This window comes from Rubrobacter calidifluminis (assembly GCF_028617075.1).
GTDB classification, from domain to species: Bacteria; Actinomycetota; Rubrobacteria; order Rubrobacterales; family Rubrobacteraceae; genus Rubrobacter_E; species Rubrobacter_E calidifluminis.
Map to the genome: position 1 here is coordinate 114244 of NZ_JAQKGV010000003.1, position 19843 is coordinate 134086.

The 19843-nt window shown below is 64.6% G+C and carries 21 protein-coding genes; 15 read left to right on the top strand and 6 right to left on the bottom strand.

Annotated elements, in window-relative coordinates:
• The first annotated feature begins 20 nt into the window (after positions 1-20).
• Genes PJB24_RS03510 through PJB24_RS03520 form a run of 3 tightly spaced genes read left to right on the top strand, consistent with a single transcriptional unit; the run spans position 21 to position 3060 of the window.
• Positions 21-1112 (top strand): acetoin dehydrogenase dihydrolipoyllysine-residue acetyltransferase subunit, encoded by a 1092-nt coding sequence (locus PJB24_RS03510; RefSeq protein WP_420541887.1) that lies wholly within the window; start codon positions 21-23, stop codon positions 1110-1112.
• Positions 1109-2149: an ATP-NAD kinase family protein gene (locus PJB24_RS03515; RefSeq protein WP_273842776.1), complete on the top strand. Its 1041-nt coding sequence runs from the start codon at positions 1109-1111 to the stop codon at positions 2147-2149. The genes PJB24_RS03510 and PJB24_RS03515 overlap by 4 nt, the downstream gene beginning before the upstream one ends.
• Positions 2146-3060 (top strand): alpha/beta hydrolase, encoded by a 915-nt coding sequence (locus tag PJB24_RS03520; protein ID WP_273842777.1) that lies wholly within the window; start codon positions 2146-2148, stop codon positions 3058-3060. Before PJB24_RS03515 ends, PJB24_RS03520 begins: the two co-directional genes overlap by 4 nt.
• Here PJB24_RS03520 and PJB24_RS03525 read toward each other — a convergent pair.
• Entirely contained in the window at positions 3053-4177 is a 1125-nt protein-coding gene (locus PJB24_RS03525; RefSeq protein WP_273842778.1) for an acetamidase/formamidase family protein, read from the bottom strand. The genes PJB24_RS03520 and PJB24_RS03525 overlap by 8 nt on opposite strands.
• A 126-nt stretch (positions 4178-4303) precedes the next feature.
• On the opposite strand from PJB24_RS03525, the gene PJB24_RS03530 reads away from it, so the two are divergent.
• Positions 4304-5998 (top strand): VanW family protein, encoded by a 1695-nt coding sequence (locus tag PJB24_RS03530; RefSeq protein WP_273842779.1) that lies wholly within the window; start codon positions 4304-4306, stop codon positions 5996-5998.
• Between the two features lie 7 nt (positions 5999-6005).
• Here PJB24_RS03530 and PJB24_RS03535 read toward each other — a convergent pair whose 3' ends face one another.
• The 3 genes from PJB24_RS03535 to PJB24_RS03545 are packed head-to-tail and all read right to left on the bottom strand — an operon-like array spanning position 6006 to position 7609.
• Entirely contained in the window at positions 6006-6794 is a 789-nt protein-coding gene (locus PJB24_RS03535; protein WP_273842782.1) for an SDR family oxidoreductase, read from the bottom strand.
• 3 nt (positions 6795-6797) lie between these two features.
• Positions 6798-7250: a hemerythrin domain-containing protein gene (locus PJB24_RS03540; protein WP_273842784.1), complete on the bottom strand. Its 453-nt coding sequence runs from the start codon at positions 7248-7250 to the stop codon at positions 6798-6800.
• A complete protein-coding gene (locus PJB24_RS03545) occupies positions 7247-7609 on the bottom strand; it encodes a cupin domain-containing protein (protein WP_273842786.1) in 363 nt (120 codons plus the stop codon). The genes PJB24_RS03540 and PJB24_RS03545 overlap by 4 nt, the downstream gene beginning before the upstream one ends.
• A 161-nt stretch (positions 7610-7770) precedes the next feature.
• On the opposite strand from PJB24_RS03545, the gene ric reads away from it, so the two are divergent.
• The 5 genes from ric to PJB24_RS03570 all read left to right on the top strand — a co-directional run bounded on the left by ric (position 7771) and on the right by PJB24_RS03570 (position 9678).
• A complete protein-coding gene (gene ric / locus PJB24_RS03550) occupies positions 7771-8472 on the top strand; it encodes an iron-sulfur cluster repair di-iron protein (protein ID WP_273842788.1) in 702 nt (233 codons plus the stop codon).
• On the top strand, positions 8469-8690 hold the full coding sequence (locus tag PJB24_RS03555; RefSeq protein ID WP_273842790.1) for a hypothetical protein: 222 nt from the start codon (positions 8469-8471) through the stop codon (positions 8688-8690). Before ric ends, PJB24_RS03555 begins: the two co-directional genes overlap by 4 nt.
• 2 nt (positions 8691-8692) lie before the next feature.
• On the top strand, positions 8693-9004 hold the full coding sequence (locus tag PJB24_RS03560) for a metal-sulfur cluster assembly factor (protein ID WP_273842792.1): 312 nt from the start codon (positions 8693-8695) through the stop codon (positions 9002-9004).
• 101 nt (positions 9005-9105) lie between these two features.
• On the top strand, positions 9106-9342 hold the full coding sequence (locus PJB24_RS03565; protein WP_273842794.1) for a 4Fe-4S dicluster domain-containing protein: 237 nt from the start codon (positions 9106-9108) through the stop codon (positions 9340-9342).
• 66 nt (positions 9343-9408) lie between these two features.
• Positions 9409-9678, top strand: a complete 270-nt coding sequence (locus PJB24_RS03570) for a 2Fe-2S iron-sulfur cluster-binding protein (protein ID WP_273842796.1) — start codon at positions 9409-9411, stop codon at positions 9676-9678.
• 7 nt (positions 9679-9685) lie between these two features.
• On the opposite strand, the gene PJB24_RS03575 is transcribed toward PJB24_RS03570, so the two are convergent.
• Both PJB24_RS03575 and PJB24_RS03580 read right to left on the bottom strand, forming a co-directional pair.
• The gene (locus PJB24_RS03575; protein ID WP_273842798.1) at positions 9686-10369 is read right to left on the bottom strand and encodes a hemerythrin domain-containing protein; all 684 of its coding nucleotides are present in this window, start codon (positions 10367-10369) and stop codon (positions 9686-9688) included.
• Complete coding sequence (locus PJB24_RS03580) at positions 10362-10751, bottom strand: cupin domain-containing protein (RefSeq protein WP_273842799.1); 390 nt, start codon at positions 10749-10751, stop codon at positions 10362-10364. Before PJB24_RS03580 ends, PJB24_RS03575 begins: the two co-directional genes overlap by 8 nt.
• Before the next feature lie 225 nt (positions 10752-10976).
• On the opposite strand from PJB24_RS03580, the gene PJB24_RS03585 reads away from it, so the two are divergent.
• The 6 genes from PJB24_RS03585 to PJB24_RS03610 all read left to right on the top strand — a co-directional run bounded on the left by PJB24_RS03585 (position 10977) and on the right by PJB24_RS03610 (position 19778).
• Complete coding sequence (locus tag PJB24_RS03585; protein ID WP_273842801.1) at positions 10977-12029, top strand: tellurite resistance/C4-dicarboxylate transporter family protein; 1053 nt, start codon at positions 10977-10979, stop codon at positions 12027-12029.
• 424 nt (positions 12030-12453) lie between these two features.
• Positions 12454-16095, top strand: coding sequence for a nitrate reductase subunit alpha (locus PJB24_RS03590; RefSeq protein WP_273842803.1), 3642 nt, complete (start codon positions 12454-12456; stop codon positions 16093-16095).
• Positions 16095-17720: a nitrate reductase subunit beta gene (gene narH, locus PJB24_RS03595; protein WP_273842805.1), complete on the top strand. Its 1626-nt coding sequence runs from the start codon at positions 16095-16097 to the stop codon at positions 17718-17720. The genes PJB24_RS03590 and narH overlap by 1 nt, the downstream gene beginning before the upstream one ends.
• On the top strand, positions 17717-18349 hold the full coding sequence (narJ, locus tag PJB24_RS03600) for a nitrate reductase molybdenum cofactor assembly chaperone (protein ID WP_273842807.1): 633 nt from the start codon (positions 17717-17719) through the stop codon (positions 18347-18349). Before narH ends, narJ begins: the two co-directional genes overlap by 4 nt.
• Positions 18350-19156 carry a respiratory nitrate reductase subunit gamma gene (gene narI, locus PJB24_RS03605; protein ID WP_273842808.1) on the top strand — a complete coding sequence of 269 codons (807 nt, stop codon included), beginning with the start codon at positions 18350-18352 and terminating at the stop codon, positions 19154-19156.
• Complete coding sequence (locus PJB24_RS03610) at positions 19149-19778, top strand: SDR family NAD(P)-dependent oxidoreductase (protein WP_273842811.1); 630 nt, start codon at positions 19149-19151, stop codon at positions 19776-19778. Before narI ends, PJB24_RS03610 begins: the two co-directional genes overlap by 8 nt.
• The last annotated feature ends 65 nt before the right edge of the window (positions 19779-19843 follow it).

Sequence of the window (19843 nt, forward strand, 5' to 3'; positions counted from 1 at the left end):
AGCAGATCATCCGCCTCACCATGCCCAAATGGGGTCTCACCATGACCGAGGGAACGGTCGTGCGGTGGCTCGTCGGTGAGGGCGAGGAGGTCTCGAAGGGCGACGAAATAATCGAGGTGGAGAGCGAGAAGATCAACAACGCCGTCGAGTCCCCGGCCTCCGGCGTCCTGAGGCGGCACGTCGCGCAAGAAGGCGACGTGCTGCCCGTCGGGGGTCTCCTCGGCGTGATCGCCGACGCCTCGGTGCCGGACTCCGAGATCGAAGCCTTCGTCGAGGGGTTCCGCGAGAGCTTCGTCCCACAGGAAGAGGAGGCGGCGGGCCCCGCACCCGAGACCGTCGAGGTCGACGGGAGGGAGATCCAATACCTGAAGATGGGCGAGGGAGCCGCCACGCCGCTCATCCTCATCCCGGGCTTCGGCGGCGACATAAACATCTTCGTCTTCAACCAGCAGACCCTCTCGGCCGAACGCCCGGTCTACGCCGTAGACCTCCCGGGGCACGGCGGCTCCTCGAAGGACGTCGACGGCGGGAACCTCGCCTTCTTCGTCCATACCGTAGCGGGCTTCCTGGACGCTCTCGGAATCGAGCGGGCACACCTGGCGGGGCACTCGATGGGCGGGCTCGTGGCGGCGGCGTTCGCGCTCGAGCACCCCGGGAGGGTGTCATCGCTCACCCTGATCTCGAGCGCCGGGCTCGGGGAGGAGATAAACGGCGATTACATCGAAGGCTTCATCGCGGCGAACCGCCGCAGGCAGATGAAGGACGTCCTCGGGCTCCTCTTCGCGAACCCCGAGCTGGTGAACCGCCAGCTCGTGAACGACGTGCTGCGCTACAAGCGGCTCGACGGGGTGGACAACGCGCTGCGCACGATAGCGGAGAACCTCTTCCCCGGGGGACATCAGGCGAACGTGCTCGACCTCGGATCGCTCGGAGTGCCGGTCCTCGCGGTCTGGGGCTCGGAAGATGCGATCGTACCGGTCTCGCACACTGAGAACCTCCCCGAAGGCGCCCGGGTGGAGGTGATCGAAGGCTCCGGGCACATGTCTCACATGGAGGAGGCCGGGAGGTTCAACCGCATCCTCTCGGGGTTCCTCGCCGAAGCAGAGCGTTGACGAGCGCAGGCATCATCGCCAACCCGGCCTCCGGGCGCGACATCCGCAGGCTCGTCTCCGGGGCCTCGGTCTTCGACAACGCGGAGAAGGGCAACATGGTCTACCGCCTGATGGTGGGCCTCGGCGCGGCAGGCGTCGAGCGGGTCGTGATGATGCCCGGCGCCTCCGGGATCTCGGAGAGCCTCAGGCGCAACCTGCTCGGCAACTCTTCGAGGGGAAAAGACGCCCAGGCTCTCCCGGAGCTCGAGGTCCTAAAGATGCGGCTGCGCCACGACCCGCGCGACACGGCGGAGGCGACGGAGGAGATGTGCGAGCGGGACGTGTCGGTCCTGATCGTGCTCGGGGGCGACGGGACCAACAGGATCGTCGCCGGGCACTGCGGAGAGGTCCCGCTCTGCCCGCTCTCGACCGGCACCAACAACGCCTTCCCGGAGATGCGCGAGGCGACCGTGGCCGGCATCGCCTCGGGACTCGTCGCGACCGGCCGGGTGAAGGGCGCGCTGCGCCGGGAGAAGCTGCTGCGCGTCGCGGTGAACGGGGACCAGGAGGATCTCGCGCTCGTGGACGTCGCGACGAGCACCGACGCCTTCGTGGGGGCACGGGCCCTCTGGCGGCCGTCGGAAGTCTCCGAAGTCTTCGTCACCCGCGCCTCCCCGGAGTCGACCGGGTTCTCGGCGGTGGCGGGTCTCATCGAACCTGTCCCACCCGAGGCGCCGTACGGGCTCCACCTGAGGCTCGTCGCACCAGGGGAGGCGAAGATCACCATCCCGGCCCCGCTCGCGCCGGGGCTCGTCGTGCCGGTCGGGGTGGCCGAGGTACGGCGCCTGGAGCCAGAAGAGGAGGTCGAGCTCGCACCCTTCTCCGGATGTGTGGCGCTGGACGGCGAGCGCGAGCTTGAGGTCTCGGAGCGGGACCGGGTTACGGTGCGGCTGGATCCCGACGGACCGTTCACCATCGACGTGGGGAAGGCCATGCGCGAAGCGGCGCGGTGGGGCCTGATGAACGGCGGCATCCCCGGAAAGGAGGACGAAGGATGAGCCTGAACCCGCAGACGGAGCAGCTGCTCAGGCAGATGGAGCAGGAGCAGGTTCCGGACATCTCCGAGATGGACGTACCGCGGGCGCGGAAATTCCTGGAGGAGGCGTTCGGTGAGGCCGGCGCGGAGGAGGTCGCGCGGGTACACTCCCTCACAGTCCCGGGCCCTGCGGGGCGGCTCCCGGTCAGGATCTACGACCCGGGCGGCGACGGACGGCGGCCGCTGCTCGTCTTCTACCACGGTGGCGGCTGGGTGATCGGCAACATCGAGAGCCACGATCCCGTCTGCCGGGCGCTCGCGCGGGCCTCAGGGTACGCGGTCGCCTCGGTCGAGTACCGGCTCGCCCCGGAGAGCGCCTTCCCCGCCGCCCCGGAGGACTGCTACGCGGCGACCCGCTGGCTCGCCGGGAACGCCCGGGAGATGGGCTACGACGCCTCGCGCCTGGTGGTCGCCGGTGATTCGGCCGGTGGGAACCTGGCCGCGGTCGTCGCGCTCATGGCCCGCAGGCAGGGAGGGCCGGAGATCTCCCGGCAGGTCCTCATCTACCCCGCAGTGGACCTAGGGGGCCGTTACCCCTCCCACGAGGAGAACGGCGAGGGGTACTTCCTGACCACGGCGGCGATGGAGTGGTTCGTGACCCACTACATCCAGGACGAGGCCGCAGCGAAGAGCTGGATGGCCTCTCCGCTGCTGGCGGAGGACCACTCCGGGCTCCCGCCGGCTGTCGTCCTCACCGCCGGCTTCGACCCCCTGCGCGACGAGGGACGGGCTTACGCCCGGAAGCTGCGCGAGGCCGGGGTCAAGGTGGAGGAGATCCGCCACGACGACCAGATCCACGGCTTCGTCTCGATGCTCGGCCTCCTCGACGACGCCCGCTCCGCGATAGAGGAGCTGGCCGAGAGGATCAGATGAAGATATCCAGCGGCAGGAGCGCCGAGACCAGCATGTTCGGCACGTCGACGGTCTGGCTTATCCTGAGGTCCACCGCCACGCTGCACAGGGCGTAGGCCTGCTGGCGATCGTAGCCCCGCTCGCCGAGGTGTTCGATCATGTTGAGCAGCGCGTTCTTCGCAGCCAGGGTGATGTCCTCCCCCGTACTCTCCCCGTCCCGGCTCACCCCGATACCGGTGGTGGCGTAGAAGCGGCGCGGGGCGGCGAGCTCTGGCGCGGTGAAGTAGTCGTCGCGGTAGAAGCGCAGGTCGCGGATGCCCCTCCTCTCCGCCTCGCCCTTGTGGACGAAGAAGCGCAGGTGCACCCGGGAACGCATCTCTATCCCGGTACCGCACGCCTCGCAGTCTCCCTGCGCGTAGTGGATGTCCCCGGTCGAGACGAGCGCCCCTTCCCGGTAGACCGGGATCAGGACGGTGACCCCCGGAGAGAGCTGCTTGATGTCCAGGTTCCCCGCGATCTCACGCGGCGGGATGGTCCTCAGCCCCTCCTCCGCGATGCGCCCGCCGGGGACGGCCCCGGCGGGGTCCGGTGGGAGAGCAAACCCGCCGCGCGAGGCCACCGCCGCCTCCCGCTCGGTGATCGTGCGCCGGAGCTCCGCGCTCGGGGCGAGGCCGAGGGAGGCTAGGTGCGGGTTGTAGCGCAACCTCACGCCGGGGAGTTGTTCGGACTCGGCGTACTCGGTGCCGTTGAGACGCCAGTGGACTATGTAGGGCTCTGGAAACTCGTCGCGCAGGAAGCCGAAGCCGGGCACCTCGACGGTGTACCCCCACTGGTCCCACGGGTCGGGCTCTATGGCCAGCGCCTTGACCTCCAGCAGGTCTCCGGGTTCGGCGCCTTTGACGTAGACCGGCCCGGTCAGCGGGTGGACGGGACCGAGGTCGAGTCTGCCGACGTCATCGGCGGTCGATGTGGGGTCGAGCTGCCCGTCGAAGGCGTCGCGGGTCTCGTAGATCACGGCATCTCCGGGGTCCACCTCGACCACCGGCTCCAGGTCCTCGTGCCAGCGGTTGTGCCCGGTGTGGGGCTCGTCGGCGAGCCGCTTCGACGGATCTATCGAGATGATGTGCTCTTTGGGCATCCTCTCCCCTCTCTATCAGTCCGTGCCCACTTGAGGCTCATTTTAGCCGTTTTCACGCCCCGGACGCCCGGGATATAATCGCCGGGGATCAGGCGGAACTGCAGAGTCTCGTTCCCGGAGGTGCGGGTGGCGAAGAGGTTCTTGTACGGGCGCAGCGATGTAGGGGCTCACGGGAAGCCCGGGCGCCGGCGACCGATTTGGTGGGCGGGTGTGGCCGTGCTCACCCTGGCCCTGCTCGTACTCCTCGCCGCGGCGGGCGAGTGGTTCGTCTACCGGGACAGGATCTACCCTGGAATCACGGTTGCGGGCGTCTCCCTCTCCGGGAAGACCCCACAACAGGCAGCCGCAATCCTGCGCCAGCGCGCAAAAGGCCTCCCTGGAAAGTTCATCATCAGGCTGCCCGGAGGCAGGAGCGTCGCCCTCGACTCCTCCCAACTCGGCCTGAATCTCGACGCCGGAAAGAGTGCGAGGCGGGCCTACGAGGTGGGACGGGAGGGTTGGATCGGATCCCGCCTGGCGGGGATGGCCGGGGCCCTGCTCGGTTCGGGGCGCGTCGAGCCCGTCATAAGCTTTCGCGAGAAGTCGGCACGTCATGCCGTCGAGCAGCTCGCGGCGAAGCTCGACCACGGGCCCCGCGATGCCTCGGTAAATATAGACGGGGCCGATGTCAAGGTGATCCCCTCCCATACGGGGTACTGGCTCGACGTCTCCGCGACCGTGAGGAACATACACCGGGCGTCGGAGAACCTGAAGGCCCGGGCCGGGGCCGTCGGGCGCACCCTGGAACCGCGGGTCCGCACCCCGGCGGCGGAGGCTGCATCGGGCCAGATCCGGGCCGCCCTCTCCTCCCCGCTCACGCTCACGGCTGCGAACCACAGGTGGGTCTTCGATCCCGCTCAGGTCGCCCGGATGATAGACGTCTCCTCCCACGGCTCCCGGCTCGACGTAGGGCTGAGCAGGGAGGGCTTCGAGCGGGTGGCCTCCGGCATGCTCTCCTCCCTCGAGGTCTCCCCGCAGAGCGCCTCCTACAGTGTCTCCGGCGACGCCGTCGAGGTTCTGCCCTCGCACACCGGCCGCAGGGTGGAGGAGAAGAAGCTCCTCGCCGCCATGGAAGGCGGCCTGTTCTCCGGGGACCATTCCTTCCGCGTCCAGACCAGGATGGTAAAACCGAAGCTTACCACCCGGGAGGCACAGCGCCTGAAGCCCACCACGCTCCTCGGCTCTTACGAGACCGACTACACCTGGGATACCGAACCGGGACAGATGGCCAACTACAGGATAGCCTCCAACGCGATCAACAACACCCTCGTCGCACCGGGGCAGGTCTTCTCCTTCGACGACAAGACAGAGGGGCTACACTACCAGCCCTCCAAGGTGATCGAGAACGGCAAGGTCAAGGAGGCACTGGGCGGGGGGATGTGTCAGATCTCCTCGACGCTCTACATGGCGGCGAACTACGCGGGCCTCAAGGTCCTCGAACGCCACCCCCACTACGCCCAGCTCCCCTACATCCGGCCCGGCTTCGACGCGACGGTGTGGTTCGGCAGCGGGAGCGGCCCGGACTCCGGCAGGCTGGACATGAAGTTCAAGAACAACACGTCGGGGTATCTGCTCCTGAAGGAGTGGGTCGGGAGCGACGGCTACGTCCACGCCCAGATCTGGGGCCGCCCGACCGGCAGGCACGTCACGATGTGGTCGAAGGAGGTCGCCTCGGGTCCCGGCTACACCCGCTGGGTCACCTACAAAAAGGTCACGAAGGACGGCAGGGTCCTCTTCGACGGCGTGCTGCACGTGGACACCTACAAACCCCTGAGCATCTGAACCCGCGCTACAGCGCCCGCACCATGCCCCCGTCCACCAGCACGGCCTGCCCGGTGACGTAGGAGTTCGCCGGAGAGACGAGGAAGGTCGCGAGCCGGGCGAGCTCTTCCGGGGTGCCGTACCTGCCGAGCGGGATCCCGGCCTCGGATCGGGCCTTTGCTTCCTCGGGCGTGACGCCCATCTCCCGGGCCCGCGCCTCGTCGAGCTGCCTGACGCGGTCGGTCGAGATCCTGCCGGGTCCGATAGTGTTGACGAGTATCCCCTCGGGGGCGAGCTCCGCTGCCAGGCTCTTGGCGAGCCCGGCCACCCCGGCCCGGAAGGTATTGGAGAGCACGAGCCCCTCTATGGGCTGTTTTATCGAGGAGGAGGCGATGTTGAGGATTCGCCCGCTCCTGCTCGCACGCAGGTGGGGCAGCGCCTCGCGCACCAGCCGCACGACGCTGAGCAGGTTGAGCTCGAACGCCTCCCGCCAGGCCTCATCCCCGAAGTCCTCGAAATCCCCCGCCGGAGGCCCCCCGGAGTTGGTGACCAGCACGTCGAGCCCGCCGAGACGGCCCGCGGCCTCCGCGACCAGACGCCTCACATCCTCCGCCCGACGGAGGTCGGCCGCAACCCATCCGACCTGGCCCCCGGTTTCCCCGGCGATCCCGGCGGCGGCCTCCTCCAGCGTCCCTTTGCTCCGGCTCGTGATCACGACCCGCGCCCCCTCCGCCGCGAGCTCACGGGCCACCGCCCGCCCGAGCCCCCGGCTGGAGGCCGCGACCAGCGCTCTGCTCCCTTCGAGACCGAGATCCATCGCCTAACCAGCCTCCTCCACCCGACGCCCTATCTCCCCCAGCTGCTCCTCCGAAAGGCTCCGCTCGACGAGCGGGAAGAGCCGGCGCTCCTCGAGCCGGATGTGCTCGTCGAGCCGCTCCCCGATCTCGCTCAGTACATCAGCGTGTACTTCGTTTCTCTCCACCTGCTCCTCCAGCTCCATCACGAGCCCGCGTATGATGGCGTGGTCCCGCGCCGTGAGCACGACGGGCTCGGCCCCGAGATCCCCGCCGTAGCGGGCGTAGACCGGCAAGAGCACCTCCTCCTCGAGCCTGAAGTGCCCGCTCGTCTCCTCCCGCCAGAACGGCAGGAAGGCACGTCCGGCTCCGATCCTGGCCTCCACATCCTCACCCGCCGCCCGTCGCAACCTCCTGGCCTGCACGAGCCCCTGATGGTGGTCCTCGGAGAATTTCCTGAGCGCAGGATGCCGCTTCACGCCTCACCCCCGCCGCGTCCGATCCGGATCGGACCCTTCCGACGGTGCACCGAGAGATACGACACCCCCTCAGGCCTGGCCTCGAACGACCGGCGTGCCCCTTTGGGTACGAAGACGAACCTCCCAGGCCCGATCTCGCACCTCTCCCCCTCGACCTCCACGGTGCCGCTCCCGAAGACCCCGATCACCAGCACATCCACCTCCCCGTTCACGTGCTCCCCGATGCCCCCTCCACCCGGCAACCGCACCAGGTTGGCGTTCAGATCCTCGCTCCCCTCCAGTTTCCAGACCGTCCCCACCCCCGAACCCGCCACACGTCCCAGATCCTCCGAGACCACCGAACCATGACCTCTGCTCATCCCGGCCTCCCTCGACGAACGCCTCCAGAGTCCATCCCAGCCATCCTAGCACCGGCCCCGGCGTGTGACCCCTCACACCTCCTCCTTGCACCCACCAACCCGTGGTGTCAATATACTATTACGTTTTATGTGTCGTTTACTGGAGAAAGAGGTGGTGGATGATGATCCCGACCTGGAGGAAGGTTGGTGAGCTCGTGGCGGAGGTGCCCGGCCGGTCACGGGTGTTCGAGGAGGTGGGGATAGACTACTGCTGCGGCGGGGACGTCTCCCTTGCGGATGCCTGCGAGGCGGCCGGGGTAACCGTGGAGGAGATCGCGAAGAGGCTGGAGGGAGAAACGGGTACGGCCGGTGAGAAGCCGGACCTTGTGAGCATGGGCATGGGGGAGCTGGTCGAGCACATCGTGAAGGTCCATCACGACTACCTGCGCTCCGAGCTTCCCAGGCTGGAGCGGCTGATCGGGAAGGTGGAGGCGGCGCACGGGGAGACCCATCCGGAGCTCGGTGAGCTGAAGGAAGAGTTCGGGCGGCTGCGGGCGGAGCTCGAGGAGCACACCGCGGAGGAAGAGGCGGTGATCTTCCCGGCCGGGGTGAGGCTCGAGCGCGGGGAACCGGCCGGTGTGGAAGGCTCCCTCGGCGATCTGCTGGGGAAGAGCGTGAGGGAGCACATAGCGACCGGACGTCGGCTGCAGAAGATCCGGAAGCTCACCGACGGCTACCGCATACCGGAGGACGCCTGCAATTCCTACCGGGCGATGCTCGACGGTCTCGCCGAGCTCGAGCGCGACACCCACCATCACATCTTCAAAGAGAACAGCCTGCTCTTCCCCAGGATGAAATCCCGTGAAGAGGAGATGCGCGGATGATAGACGCAAATTTTCCCCAGCCGGTGTGGGCCTGCACGGGGTGCGGAACCTCCTACGCCCCAGAAGAAGTCCTCTTCCTCTACTCCGACGAGTCAGGCCCCCGTTGCAGGGAGTGCGGGAGCATCCTTCTCGGGCCCCTGATCCCTGCCGTCATGACCGGTGAGAAGAGCGCACAAATTCTCGTCGCTTCCGGCGAGCGTATCCAGACAGGAGGTTGAGCATGCAAAAGACCGTAAGCGAAGAGCGCGTCAGAGACCAGCTCAGGACCGTGATAGACCCCGAGCTCGGCCTCGATATAGTCGAGCTCGGGCTCGTCTACGACATAAAGGTGGAGCAGGATGGACGCCACGTCGACGTGACGTTCTCCCTGACGAGCCCGATGTGCCCCGTGGGCGACATGATCCAGGAGCAGGTCGAAAACGAGGTGCTCTCCATCGAAGGAGTCGAGACAGTCGACGCCCACCTCTCCTTCGAACCCCACTGGAACCCGGACATGATAAGCCCCGCCGCCAAGCTCTTCTTCGGCCGCTAGAAATCACACAGCCGCGTGATCCCGGTCATGCAGCCCTTGCCTCGCAAATAAAACGTTACATAATCAGTAACGGTTAGTGGTCGAGGAAGAGAGGAGGCGCGATGCCCTACGTGATCACGGAGCCGTGCATCGGGACGAAGAACCAGGCGTGTGTGGAGGTCTGTCCGGTCGACTGCATATATGATGCGGGGGATCAGTTCATGATCAACCCGGAGGAGTGCATCGACTGCGGGGCGTGCGAGCCGGAGTGCCCGGTCGAGGCGATCTTCCCGGAGGACGAGGTCCCCGAGGACATGCGGTCGTTCATAACCAAGGCGCAGGAGTTCTTCTCGTCCTGAGGCGTGGGATGGCGCGGGCGGGGGAGCGCAGGATGTTTCCCCGCCTGCTTTGGTGTGAGGAGGGAGATGGCGAAGACGCACAGGGTAACCTTCAAGAAGAGCGGCATCACCATAGAGTGCTCCGAGGACGAGTACATCCTCGAGAAGGCCGAGGAGAACGGGTTAGACCTCCCCTACGACTGCAGGAGCGGCACCTGCACCACCTGCATGCAGATGTGCCTCGAGGGAGAGATAGACCAGGATCTTGCGTTTGCGATCTCCGACGAGGAGCTTGCGGAGGGATATCGTCTGATCTGCATCGGCAGCCCCCTCTCCGACGTCGTGCTCGACGCCTGAGATAGGCTCACAGGCACCTCTCGAGCAGCTCCCGGCGCTCCTCTTCCGTCGTCACCCGGTCGAGGACGGGATAAAGGATGCTCTCCTCCCTCTCGTCGTGATGCTCGAGCAGCCGCTTGAACCAGTATCCCTCGTCGAAGAGCTCAATCACCCGGCGTCTCATGGTCCCCTGCCCTTCGTCCATCAGACGGGGCAGCATCTCTTCGAAGTGGTCGAGGATTCTGACCATCTTGCGGTGCTCGTTGATGTAGAACTTCGGGTCCCCTCCCGGGATCTTCCCGGCACGGGCGTACACCGGCAGCAGGATCTCCTCCTCGACCTTTATGTGTTCTCTCTGCCCCTCGCTCACCTGCTTCAAAAGCTCGGCGGCGAGAGGAATGTCCTGCGCGAGCAGGGCCTCCTGGTGCAGCAGGAAAAGCTCGTTCAGGTGCTCGTGGGTCTCCAGCAGCGCGAGGAAACTCGCCGGCGGCGGCTCGCGACGCGAGAGATCGAGCACCCGTTCGATCTCCCCGACCAACCTCTCCGGCGGGATGCCCCGCTCCCCGGCAAACCCCGCGACCGAACCCGCAGGCGGCTCCTCATCCTCGTAAGATCCGAACCCGTAGCGGGAGAGCACGACCCTCACCGCCGGATACCTCGCAGCGAGCTCCGCTACCGGCGTATCCGGCCCGATGATGGCACCCTCACCCATCTCCACCGTCTCTCTTGGCGATCGTGATGAGACCGACCGACTCCTCGAGCGCCTCCACCCTGTGCCTGACACCCGCATCACACGCCACCAGGGTCCCCGCCCCAGCCTCCATCTCCTCCCCGGCGGCCGCAAAGCGCACCCTGCCGCTCACCACGTTCAGGCTGAAAGGCCCCGGCGCCGCATGCTCGTCCAGCACATCCCCGGCACGCATCACCAGAAGAACCACGTTCATCCCCTGCCCCTTGCGCAGCGTGATCGCGTTCCTCCCACCCCGCTTCCACGCCTCCTCGGACCTGAGCCTGCCCGCCTCCTCCTCGATGTCGAACCTCTGTACCGGCCCGTGCAGCGCTCGACCGGATACAGGACGCTCCCTGCCACTCATCCTCCCACTCCTTCCAGACATCCTCACACAACTATGATCATTATAGTAATTCTATCGTCGAACCCTCCAGCCGGGAGAGAATTCGGGCACACCGGCGAGCGCAAAAGGCAAAACGGGGCTACTTCTCCAGGACCTTCGAACACATTCCTCACATCCTCAAAACCATTACGTTTTCCGAGCCTCTTTTCTGCTCCATCCTCCGTTGCTAGACTAACGGTGGTCGGAATGAGAAAAACGGAATTATCAGAGGCTCTGAGCGGGCTGAACCCGGCATGGTTTTCTCTGGTCATGGCCACCGGAATCGTTGGACTTGCGGCTCACACGCAGGGGATTTCGGTCGTTCCGACGGTTTTGATGTGGGTCAACGTCGTTTTTTATGCTCTGTCGTGGGCAGTCTACATGGCCCGGCTGGTTTTGTTTCCGCGTGACTTCTTCGGAGACTTCCGCAAGCACATGAGGGCCATGGGATACTTCACCGTGGTCGCCGGCAGCGGCGTGTTGGGAACGCAGCTCCTTCTGGTCGGCGGCTACCGTGGCGCGGCTCTGGCGCTGTGGGTCCTGGCGCTCGTACTCTGGTGTGTGCTCGTCTACGCCATCCCCGCCGCGCTGATCGCGCAGAGGGAGGGGAAGCCCACTCTGCAGCGGGGGATACAGGGCAACTGGCTCTTATGGACCGTTGGGACAGCCAGCGTCTCGGTGCTGGGCACACGGGTAGCACCCTCTTTCGGATCAGGGGCGAGCCAGGTGGTGTTCTGGAGTTTTTTGCTCTGGCTCATCAGCGTGATCTTCTATCTGTGGGTCATAGCGATGATCATCCAGCGTCTCTTCTTTTACGACCTCGAGGCTGGAGACCTCCTTCCCACATATTGGATAGACATGGGTGCCTTTGCCATCGCCACGCTCGCAGGAGCCGTACTCCTCTCTTCCCACGTCTCTTCCCCCCTTTTGAGACAACTCGAGCCCTTCACGATGGGCCTGACGCTGGTGCTGTGGGCCATCGCATCCTGGTGGATACCCTGGCTCTTCCTAATGGGGATCTGGCGCCACTTCATCCTACGCTACCCCTTGTGGTTCAACGTAGGATGGTGGGGAATGGTCTTCCCTCTGGGAATGTACACCACGGCCACCGCCACCCTCGCCCAGGCCATGCCGTTGCCGGCCATACTGAAGTACATAGCCGCGGTCTTCGTCTGGATCGCGATCGCCGCCTGGGTGGTCACGTTCGTCAACATGCTGATCACGCTGTGGAGACGACCGCTGTCCTCGGGTTTGTCGTGATGCCCGATCCCAAACGGACATCTCCTCGTGACCTGCATCAATGAAATCCGTGCCCCATATCACCCGGATCAGGCAACGAGATCAAAATAAACGGAGAAATAATTACTGATAGTGTAGCTGTAATATAAACTCCTATTTAGTGTCAGGTTGGCAACGAGAGGAGCATTCGCCGATGACGAGGGTGATCAGCCCGTTGCCGGGGGTTTCGGTACCTGTGCAGGGGGCAAAACGTTCGGGGGGCTGGGAACAGACCTGCACACCGGTGGTGTCGGTGACACTTTCTCTCATGGACCCGGCGTTTTCTGTGTATAGATTCTCAACAGGTGCAGACATCACGCTGGTACATTGAGTTTGGGTCTCCGGCTGAAACCGGGGACCGAACCTGGCGTATGGGTATTTCAGGCGACCCGGAAAGAGGTGTGAGTTGGCCAGGACGACGAGTGCTCTGACCAGGGGGTTGCAGTACCTGCGCAGGGGGCAGGAACGCTCCGGAGGGTGGAACGAGATAAGCGCCCGGGACAGGGGCTGGGAGTACACCTACGAGAACCGCTGGCAGCACGACAAGGTGGTGCGCTCCACCCACGGGGTGAACTGTACGGGCTCGTGCTCCTGGCAGGTTTACGTGAAGGACGGCATCATAACCTGGGAGACCCAGGCGGTGGATTACCCTTCCAACGGTCCGGACTTCCCGGAGTACGAGCCGCGGGGATGTCCGAGGGGGGCATCGTTCTCCTGGTACACCTACTCGCCCCTGAGGATCAAACACCCCTACGTGAGGGGGGCTCTGCTCGAGCTGTGGCGCAGGGCGAAGGCCGAGAAGGGTGACCCGGTGGAGGCGTGGGCCTCTATCGTCGAGGATCCCGAGAAGGCGAGAAGCTACAAGAGCCGGAGGGGCAAGGGAGGGTTGGTGCGGGCCTCGTGGGAGGAGGTCGTCGAGCTCATAGCCTCCGCCCACGTCTACACCATAAAGAAGTACGGCCCCGACAGGGTCATGGGCTTCAGCCCGATCCCCGCGATGAGCATGGTCTCTTACGCGTCGGGGACGCGCTTTCTCTCGCTCATCGGCGGTGTGATCCCGAGCTTCTACGACTGGTATTCGGACTTGCCTACGGCCTCGCCGCAGATCTGGGGAGACCAGACCGACGTACCGGAGTCCGCCGACTGGTACAACGCAAGCTACCTCATCATGTGGGGATCGAACATCCCCATAACCAGGACCCCGGACGCCCACTTCATGACCGAGGCGCGCTACAAGGGACAGAAGACGGTCGTCGTCTCGCCGGACTACTCCGACCACACCAAGTTCGCCGACCACTGGCTGCCGGCGCACCCCGGCACCGACGGGGCGCTGGCGCTGGCGATGGGGCACGTGATCCTCAAAGAATTCTACGTGCAGAGGCAGGTGCCCTACTTCGTGGAATACGCGAAGAAGTACACGGACCTGCCGTTTCTGATCACGCTTGAGGAGGGCGAGGGCGGCGCGCATCTCCCTGGCCGCTTCCTCCGTCTTTCGGACCTGGGTGGCAAAGAGGAGAACGCCGAGTGGAAGCCGGTCCTGCTCGACGGCGAAACCGGTGAGGTCAAGAGCCCGAACGGCACCCTCGGCACCCGCTACGGGGAAGAAGGAGAGGGTAGGTGGAACCTGGATCTCGGGGGGATCGACCCATCGCTCACCCTGCTGGGCCGCCACCACCAGCTCGTCGAGGTGAGCTTCCCCCGTTTCGATACCAGAGAGGTGATCGTACGCGGGGTGCCTGCCAAGCGGGTCGGGGATCATCTGGTGACGACGGTCTTCGACCTGCTGCTCGCGCACTACGGCGTAAGGAGGGAAGGGCTCCCCGGCAAGTGGCCCGAGGGGTACGATGACCCCGAACCCTACACGCCCGGCTGGCAGCAGGAGATAACCGGTGTGGACTCGGGGAGGGCAGCACGCATAGCCCGGGAGTTCGCCCGCAACGCCGAGAGGACCAATGGCAGATCAATGATAGTGATGGGCGCCGGCACGAACCATTGGTATCACTCGGATCAGATCTACCGGGCCATGCTCACGCTCGTCCTGCTGTGTGGATGTCAGGGAGTAAACGGAGGGGGATGGGCGCATTACGTAGGCCAGGAGAAGGTGAGACCGTTCACCGGCTGGTCGACGATGGCCTTCGCACTCGACTGGAATCGTCCCCCGCGTCACATGGCCGGCACCTCGCTGTGGTATCTGGCCACCGATCAGTGGCGTTACGAGCCGGGCTCTCCGGAAGAACTCTCTTCGCCTACTGCGAAAGGCATGTTCTCCGGCATGCACTTCGTGGATTGTCTCGCCCTTTCAGCGCGCCTGGGCTGGCAGCCCTCCCATCCGACCTTCGACCGCAACCCGCTAGAGATAGCCGAGGCGGCCGGGAGAGAAGGCATCCCGGTCGAGGAGTATGTCGTGAGAGAGCTCAAGGAAGACAGGCTTCACTTCGCCTGCGAGGACCCCGACGCCCCGCAGAACTTCCCCAGGGTTCTGACGCTGTGGCGCTCGAACCTCCTCGGTTCTTCGGGCAAGGGGCACGAGTACTTCCTCAAGCACCTGCTCGGGGTGCCGGACGCAGCGGTGCGCAACGAGGAGACGCCCGAAGAGCTGAGGCCAAAGGACGTGCGCTGGCGCGAGGAGGCTCCGGTCGGCAAGCTCGATCTTCTCGTCACGATGGACTTCCGCAAGAATGGCTCCTCCATGTACTCCGACATAGTGCTGCCGGCGGCGACGTGGTACGAGAAGCACGACCTCTCCTCCACGGACATGCATCCGTTTGTACACCCGTTCAACCCGGCGATCGACCCGCCGTGGGAGGCCAGAAGCGACTGGGACTCTTTCAAGGCCATAGCGAAGAGGTTCTCCGAGCTGGCGAAGGACCACCTCGGGGTGAGAAAGGACGTCGTGGCCACGCCCCTCATGCACGACAGCCCGGATGAGATCGCACAACCATTCGGTGAAGTCAGGGATTGGAAGAAAGGTGAGTGTGAGCCGGTACCGGGCAAGACGATGCCCAGGCTCACCGTTATAGAGCGCGACTACACCGCCGTCTTCCAGAAGATGTGCTCGCTGGGGCCTCTGGTCGAGGAGCTCGGCATCGGCAGCAAGGGCGTGACATGGAAACCGAAGCTCGAGGTCGACGAGATGCGCCGTCAGAACGGCGTCGTAAGGGAGGGTCCTGCCGCCGGCAGGCCGCGCCTGGAGCGCGCGGATCAGGTCTGCGAAGCCATCCTGGCGCTCTCCGGGACCACCAACGGGCGCCTCGCGGTGGAAGGCTTCAAAGCCTTGGAGAAGCGCACCGGCCTGAAGCTCGTTGATCTGGCGGAGGAGAGAGGCGATGAACGGATAACCTTCCGGGACATAACGGCGCAGCCGCGCAAGGTCATCGCCTCCCCGGAGTGGTCGGGGATGGAGAGCCGCACCAGGCGTTACTCTCCTTTCACTATAAACGTCGAGAAAAAGAAGCCCTGGCACACGCTGACCGGGCGCCAGCACTTCTACCTGGACCACGAGTGGATGCTCGAGTATGGAGAGGCGCTCCCCATCTTCAAGCCACCGCTGGACCTCGGGTACGATGCCCGTTCTCTCGGAGATGGCAGAACCGAGGTTACGGTGCGCTACCTCACCCCGCACTCCAAGTGGTCCATCCACTCCGAGTATCAGGACAACCTGAGGATGCTGGAGCTCTTCCGGGGAGGTCCCGTGGTGTGGATGAGCGTGGAGGATGCGAACAAGATAGACGTCAAAGACAACGACTGGATCGAGGTCTACAACGTGCACGGGGTCATCTCCGCCCGTGCAGTTGTCTCGCACCGGATCCCCGAGGGCACGGCGATCATGTACCATGCCCAGGACAGGCATGTCAACGTGCCCATCTCCGAGGTCAGCGGCACCCGCGGCGGAACCGACAACTCGACGACCAGGATAGTCGTCAAACCCACTCACATGATAGGCGGCTACGCGCAGTTCACGTTCGCACTCAACTACTACGGCCCGGCGGGATCGCAACGGGATACCGTGACCGTCATCCGCAAGCGCCAGAGGGAGGTGGCCTACTGATGCTGGTCAAGGCCCAGATCGGGATGGTGATGAACCTGGACAAGTGCATCGGGTGCCACACCTGCTCCGTGACCTGCAAGAACACCTGGACGAACCGGGAGGGTACTGAGTACATCTGGTTCAACGACGTGGAGACCAAGCCCGGGGTGGGCTACCCCAAAGAGTGGGAGAACCAGGACCGGTGGAACGGCGGCTGGCAGCTGAAGAAGGACGGCAAGCTGGAGCTCAAGGCCGGGGGGAAGCTCAAGAAGCTGGCGAACATCTTCTACAACCCGGACCTTCCGGTCATAGAAGATTACTATGAACCGTGGACCTACGACTACGAGACCCTGACCAGCGCGAAGCCTTCAGCCCACCAGCCTGTTGCAAGGCCTCAATCGAGGATAACGGGGGAGCCGATGGAGCTCGAGTGGGGTCCCAACTGGGAGGACGACCTGGCGGGCTCGCAGGAGAGCGCCCCCCACGATCCGAACATCTCCGAAGACATCCAGGAGCGGGTGCGCATGGAGTACGAGAAGGTCTTCATGATGTACCTGCCGCGCATCTGCGAGCACTGCCTCAACCCCTCCTGCGTCGCCTCCTGCCCCTCTGGAGCGATGTACAAGCGGGACGAGGACGGGATAGTGCTGGTGGACCAGGAGCAGTGCCGGGGCTGGCGCTACTGCGTCACGGGCTGCCCCTACAAGAAGGTCTACTTCAACTGGCACACGGGCAAGGCCGAGAAGTGCACGCTCTGCTACCCGCGCATCCAGAACGGCGACCCGACGATCTGCTCCGAGACGTGCGTGGGACGCATCCGCTACATAGGTGTTCTGCTCTACGACGCCGACCGGGTCGAGGAGGCGGCCTCCACCCCGGATGAGAAGGAGCTCCTCGACGCCCAGCGCTCCATCTTCCTCGATCCCCACGACCCCGAGGTCATAGAACAGGCGCGCTTCGACGGGATCCCGGAGGACTGGATCGAGGCAGCCCAGAGATCGCCCCTCTACAAGCTCGCGATCGAATGGGGCGTGGCGCTGCCCCTCCACCCGGAGTACCGGACGCTTCCCATGGTCTGGTACGTGCCGCCGCTCTCCCCGGTGATGAGCCTCATAGAAGACGGCGAGCCCGACCCGGACGCGGTCTTCCCGGCGATAGAGGAGATGCGCATCCCCAACAAGTACCTGGCCAACCTGCTCACCGCGGGAGACGAGGAGGAGATAAAGCGGGTTTTGAGGCGCCTCGCGGCGATGAGGGCCTACATGAGGGAGCTGGACATAGCCGGAGAGGCAGACCCCCGGCTCGCCGAGGATGCCGATCTCGGCGAAGATCAGATAGTAGAGATGTACCGGCTCCTCGCCATAGCCAACTACGACGAGCGCTACGTGATCCCGAAGGCCCACAAGGAGCTCGCCCTGGAGCTCGACGCGCAGGCGCAGGGCGCCTGCGGTCTGGACTTCGCCGGGGGCCCCGGAAGCTGCGCGAGCGTGGAAGGTACCCAGAGGAACGAAGCCTTCTACTCGATGAAGGAGGAGCTCGAGGAGAAGGCCCGGGCGATGGGCGGGAGGCTCAAGGCCCCGAACGTCAACTTCTTCCGCTCCAAGGCAGACTTCGAGGCGTTCCACCTCAAGGGGGCGGGCGCGTGATCTTCAAGATCATCTCGATCCTCCTGAGCTACCCGGACGAGGAGATGATCTCCTCGCGCGAGGAGATAGCACGGGTCGTGCAGGACCTCGAAGACTCCCCGGCCAGGGAGAGCATAGAGCGTTTTCTGCTCTACTGGCAGAACACCCCCCCGCTCAAGCTCCAGGCCGACTACGCCGAAACCTTCGACTTCGCGGCCAAGAACACCCTCTACCTCAGCTACTTCCGCTACGGAGACGAGAGAAGGAGAGGGCAGGCCCTCATAGACCTCAAATGGACCTATGCGAGGGCCGGATACGCCGTGGAGAGCGATGAGCTACCCGACTACCTGCCGCTCATGCTCGAGTTCGCAAACGAAGATCCCGAGACAGGTATGAAGCTCCTCTCGGAGTATCGGGCGGGGCTCGAGGTGATGAGGAAGGCGCTCCTCCAGATGCGAAGCCCCTACACCCACCTCATCGACGCCCTGAGGAGCCTCCTGCCAGAGGTGAGCGAGCGGGAGATGGAGGAAGCCAGGGAACTGGTGGCCAAGGGTCCGCCCCGCGAGCTGGTGGGCCTGGAGGCCTACGGCTCGGAGGGACCTCAGGCCCCTCCTCAAAGCAAGGTCGTCTTCGACGGGAGAAGAAGATAGATGAACCTGCTGGACAACTTCACGTGGGTGATCTGGCCGTATTTGGCCATGGCGTCCTTCGTCGTGGGACACGCGTTCCGCTACCGCTACGACCAGTTCGGATGGACCTCCGAATCGAGCGAGCTTCTCGAGAAAAGATCTCTCAAGTGGGGCTCGGTCCTCTTCCACATCGGGATCATCTTTGCGTTTCTCGGGCACGTGATGGGCATCCTCATCCCGATCCAGTTCTACCACGCCATAGGCTTCAAGGACCCCTGGTACGAGATACTCTCGCTGTGGGCCGGGACGGCCGCCGGGGCAGCCGCGCTCATCGGCATCCTGATCATAAACATGAGGCGCTGGCTGGTGAAGAAGGTGAGGCGCACGACCAAAAACAACATCAAGTTCTTCATAGACTTTCTGCTCCTGGTGGTGATAGCCATAGGCCTCGTAGTGACGCTCGGTTACAGGATATGGGTCGGGCTTCTGAACATGCCCGGTTCGTCGTTTTTCGGCAGCCCGACCTTCGACTACCGCACCTCGATAGGGCCGTGGGCCAGGAGCCTCTTCTCCTTCGCTCCAGACCCCAACCTGATGTCCCCCGTGCCGGTGATCTTCAAGATCCACATAATCCTTGCTTTCCTGCTCTTTGCACTGTGGCCCTACTCGCACCTGGTGCACGTGTGGAGCGCTCCGATAGGATACCTGCGACGCCGCCGCATCCAGTACCGCAGCAGAAACCCCGAAGTTGCGATGGCCCAGGCACGTCGCCGGCCAGGAGAGACCACCAGTAAGCTACATGCTGCGGACAGGCAGGAGCTTGAGTAACCTGAAAGACAGGGTGGTGGCGGTGCTCGGAGCCCAGGACGAGCCAGGAACGTCCGTGGCCCTGGCATTGGCCAGGGAAGGCGCGGTCCTGGTCCTCGGCGGGCAGGACCGCCACCGCCTCGAAGCCTTGCAAAGAGAGGTCGAGGCCCACGACGGACAGGCGGCGGTCGTGGGTGTGCATCCGGCCAAGCGTCACCATCCGTCACGTCTCGTAGAGACGGCCACAGACGCCTTCGGGGGCCTCGACGCGCTGGTCTTCGCCGTCGAGGCCAGAGCATCCTCGCTCTCCTCTGGAGATCTCGACTCCTGGGAACGGGCGCTGGAGGCGGGCCTGAAGGGCTTTCTGTACGCGATCTCAGCGGCCATACCTGCGATGCGTAAAAGAGGTGGCCGTATCGTATCCCTGAACAAAGCAGCACCCGATCCGATAACTGCCGCATCTCAGGAGGCACGCGGAGTAATTCTGAGAGAGCTGGCCCGGGAGCTATCCCCGGAAGGGATTAAAACCGGGGAGATCACAGTCGAAGAGGGAGCGGCCTCCGAAGAGGTTGTAAGGGAGGTCATCTCTCTCCTGACCGATGAGAAGAGAGGGTTCTCAATCCGCCCGACGGGACAGGGATGATCGGCTTGCCGAACAGATACCCCAGACCCTTCAAAATCCCGTGCGCCCGGTGAAGAGGTGGATAA

Bases quoted from the DNA above. Each gene is read 5' to 3' on its own strand.
- PJB24_RS03510 (WP_420541887.1), top strand. From the start codon at position 21: ATGCCCAAATGGGGTCTCACCATGACCGAGGGAACGGTCGTGCGGTGG.
- PJB24_RS03575 (WP_273842798.1), bottom strand. From the start codon at position 10,369: ATGGGTGAGGGTGCCATCATCGGGCCGGATACGCCGGTAGCGGAGCTC.
- PJB24_RS03545 (WP_273842786.1), bottom strand. From the start codon at position 7,609: ATGAGCAGAGGTCATGGTTCGGTGGTCTCGGAGGATCTGGGACGTGTG.
- narH (WP_273842805.1), top strand. From the start codon at position 16,095: ATGCTGGTCAAGGCCCAGATCGGGATGGTGATGAACCTGGACAAGTGC.
- PJB24_RS03560 (WP_273842792.1), top strand. From the start codon at position 8,693: ATGCAAAAGACCGTAAGCGAAGAGCGCGTCAGAGACCAGCTCAGGACC.
- PJB24_RS03565 (WP_273842794.1), top strand. From the start codon at position 9,106: ATGCCCTACGTGATCACGGAGCCGTGCATCGGGACGAAGAACCAGGCG.
- PJB24_RS03535 (WP_273842782.1), bottom strand. From the start codon at position 6,794: ATGGATCTCGGTCTCGAAGGGAGCAGAGCGCTGGTCGCGGCCTCCAGC.
- PJB24_RS03580 (WP_273842799.1), bottom strand. From the start codon at position 10,751: ATGAGTGGCAGGGAGCGTCCTGTATCCGGTCGAGCGCTGCACGGGCCG.
- PJB24_RS03585 (WP_273842801.1), top strand. From the start codon at position 10,977: ATGAGAAAAACGGAATTATCAGAGGCTCTGAGCGGGCTGAACCCGGCA.
- PJB24_RS03555 (WP_273842790.1), top strand. From the start codon at position 8,469: ATGATAGACGCAAATTTTCCCCAGCCGGTGTGGGCCTGCACGGGGTGC.
- ric (WP_273842788.1), top strand. From the start codon at position 7,771: ATGATCCCGACCTGGAGGAAGGTTGGTGAGCTCGTGGCGGAGGTGCCC.
- PJB24_RS03570 (WP_273842796.1), top strand. From the start codon at position 9,409: ATGGCGAAGACGCACAGGGTAACCTTCAAGAAGAGCGGCATCACCATA.
- PJB24_RS03520 (WP_273842777.1), top strand. From the start codon at position 2,146: ATGAGCCTGAACCCGCAGACGGAGCAGCTGCTCAGGCAGATGGAGCAG.
- narI (WP_273842808.1), top strand. From the start codon at position 18,350: ATGAACCTGCTGGACAACTTCACGTGGGTGATCTGGCCGTATTTGGCC.
- PJB24_RS03525 (WP_273842778.1), bottom strand. From the start codon at position 4,177: ATGCCCAAAGAGCACATCATCTCGATAGATCCGTCGAAGCGGCTCGCC.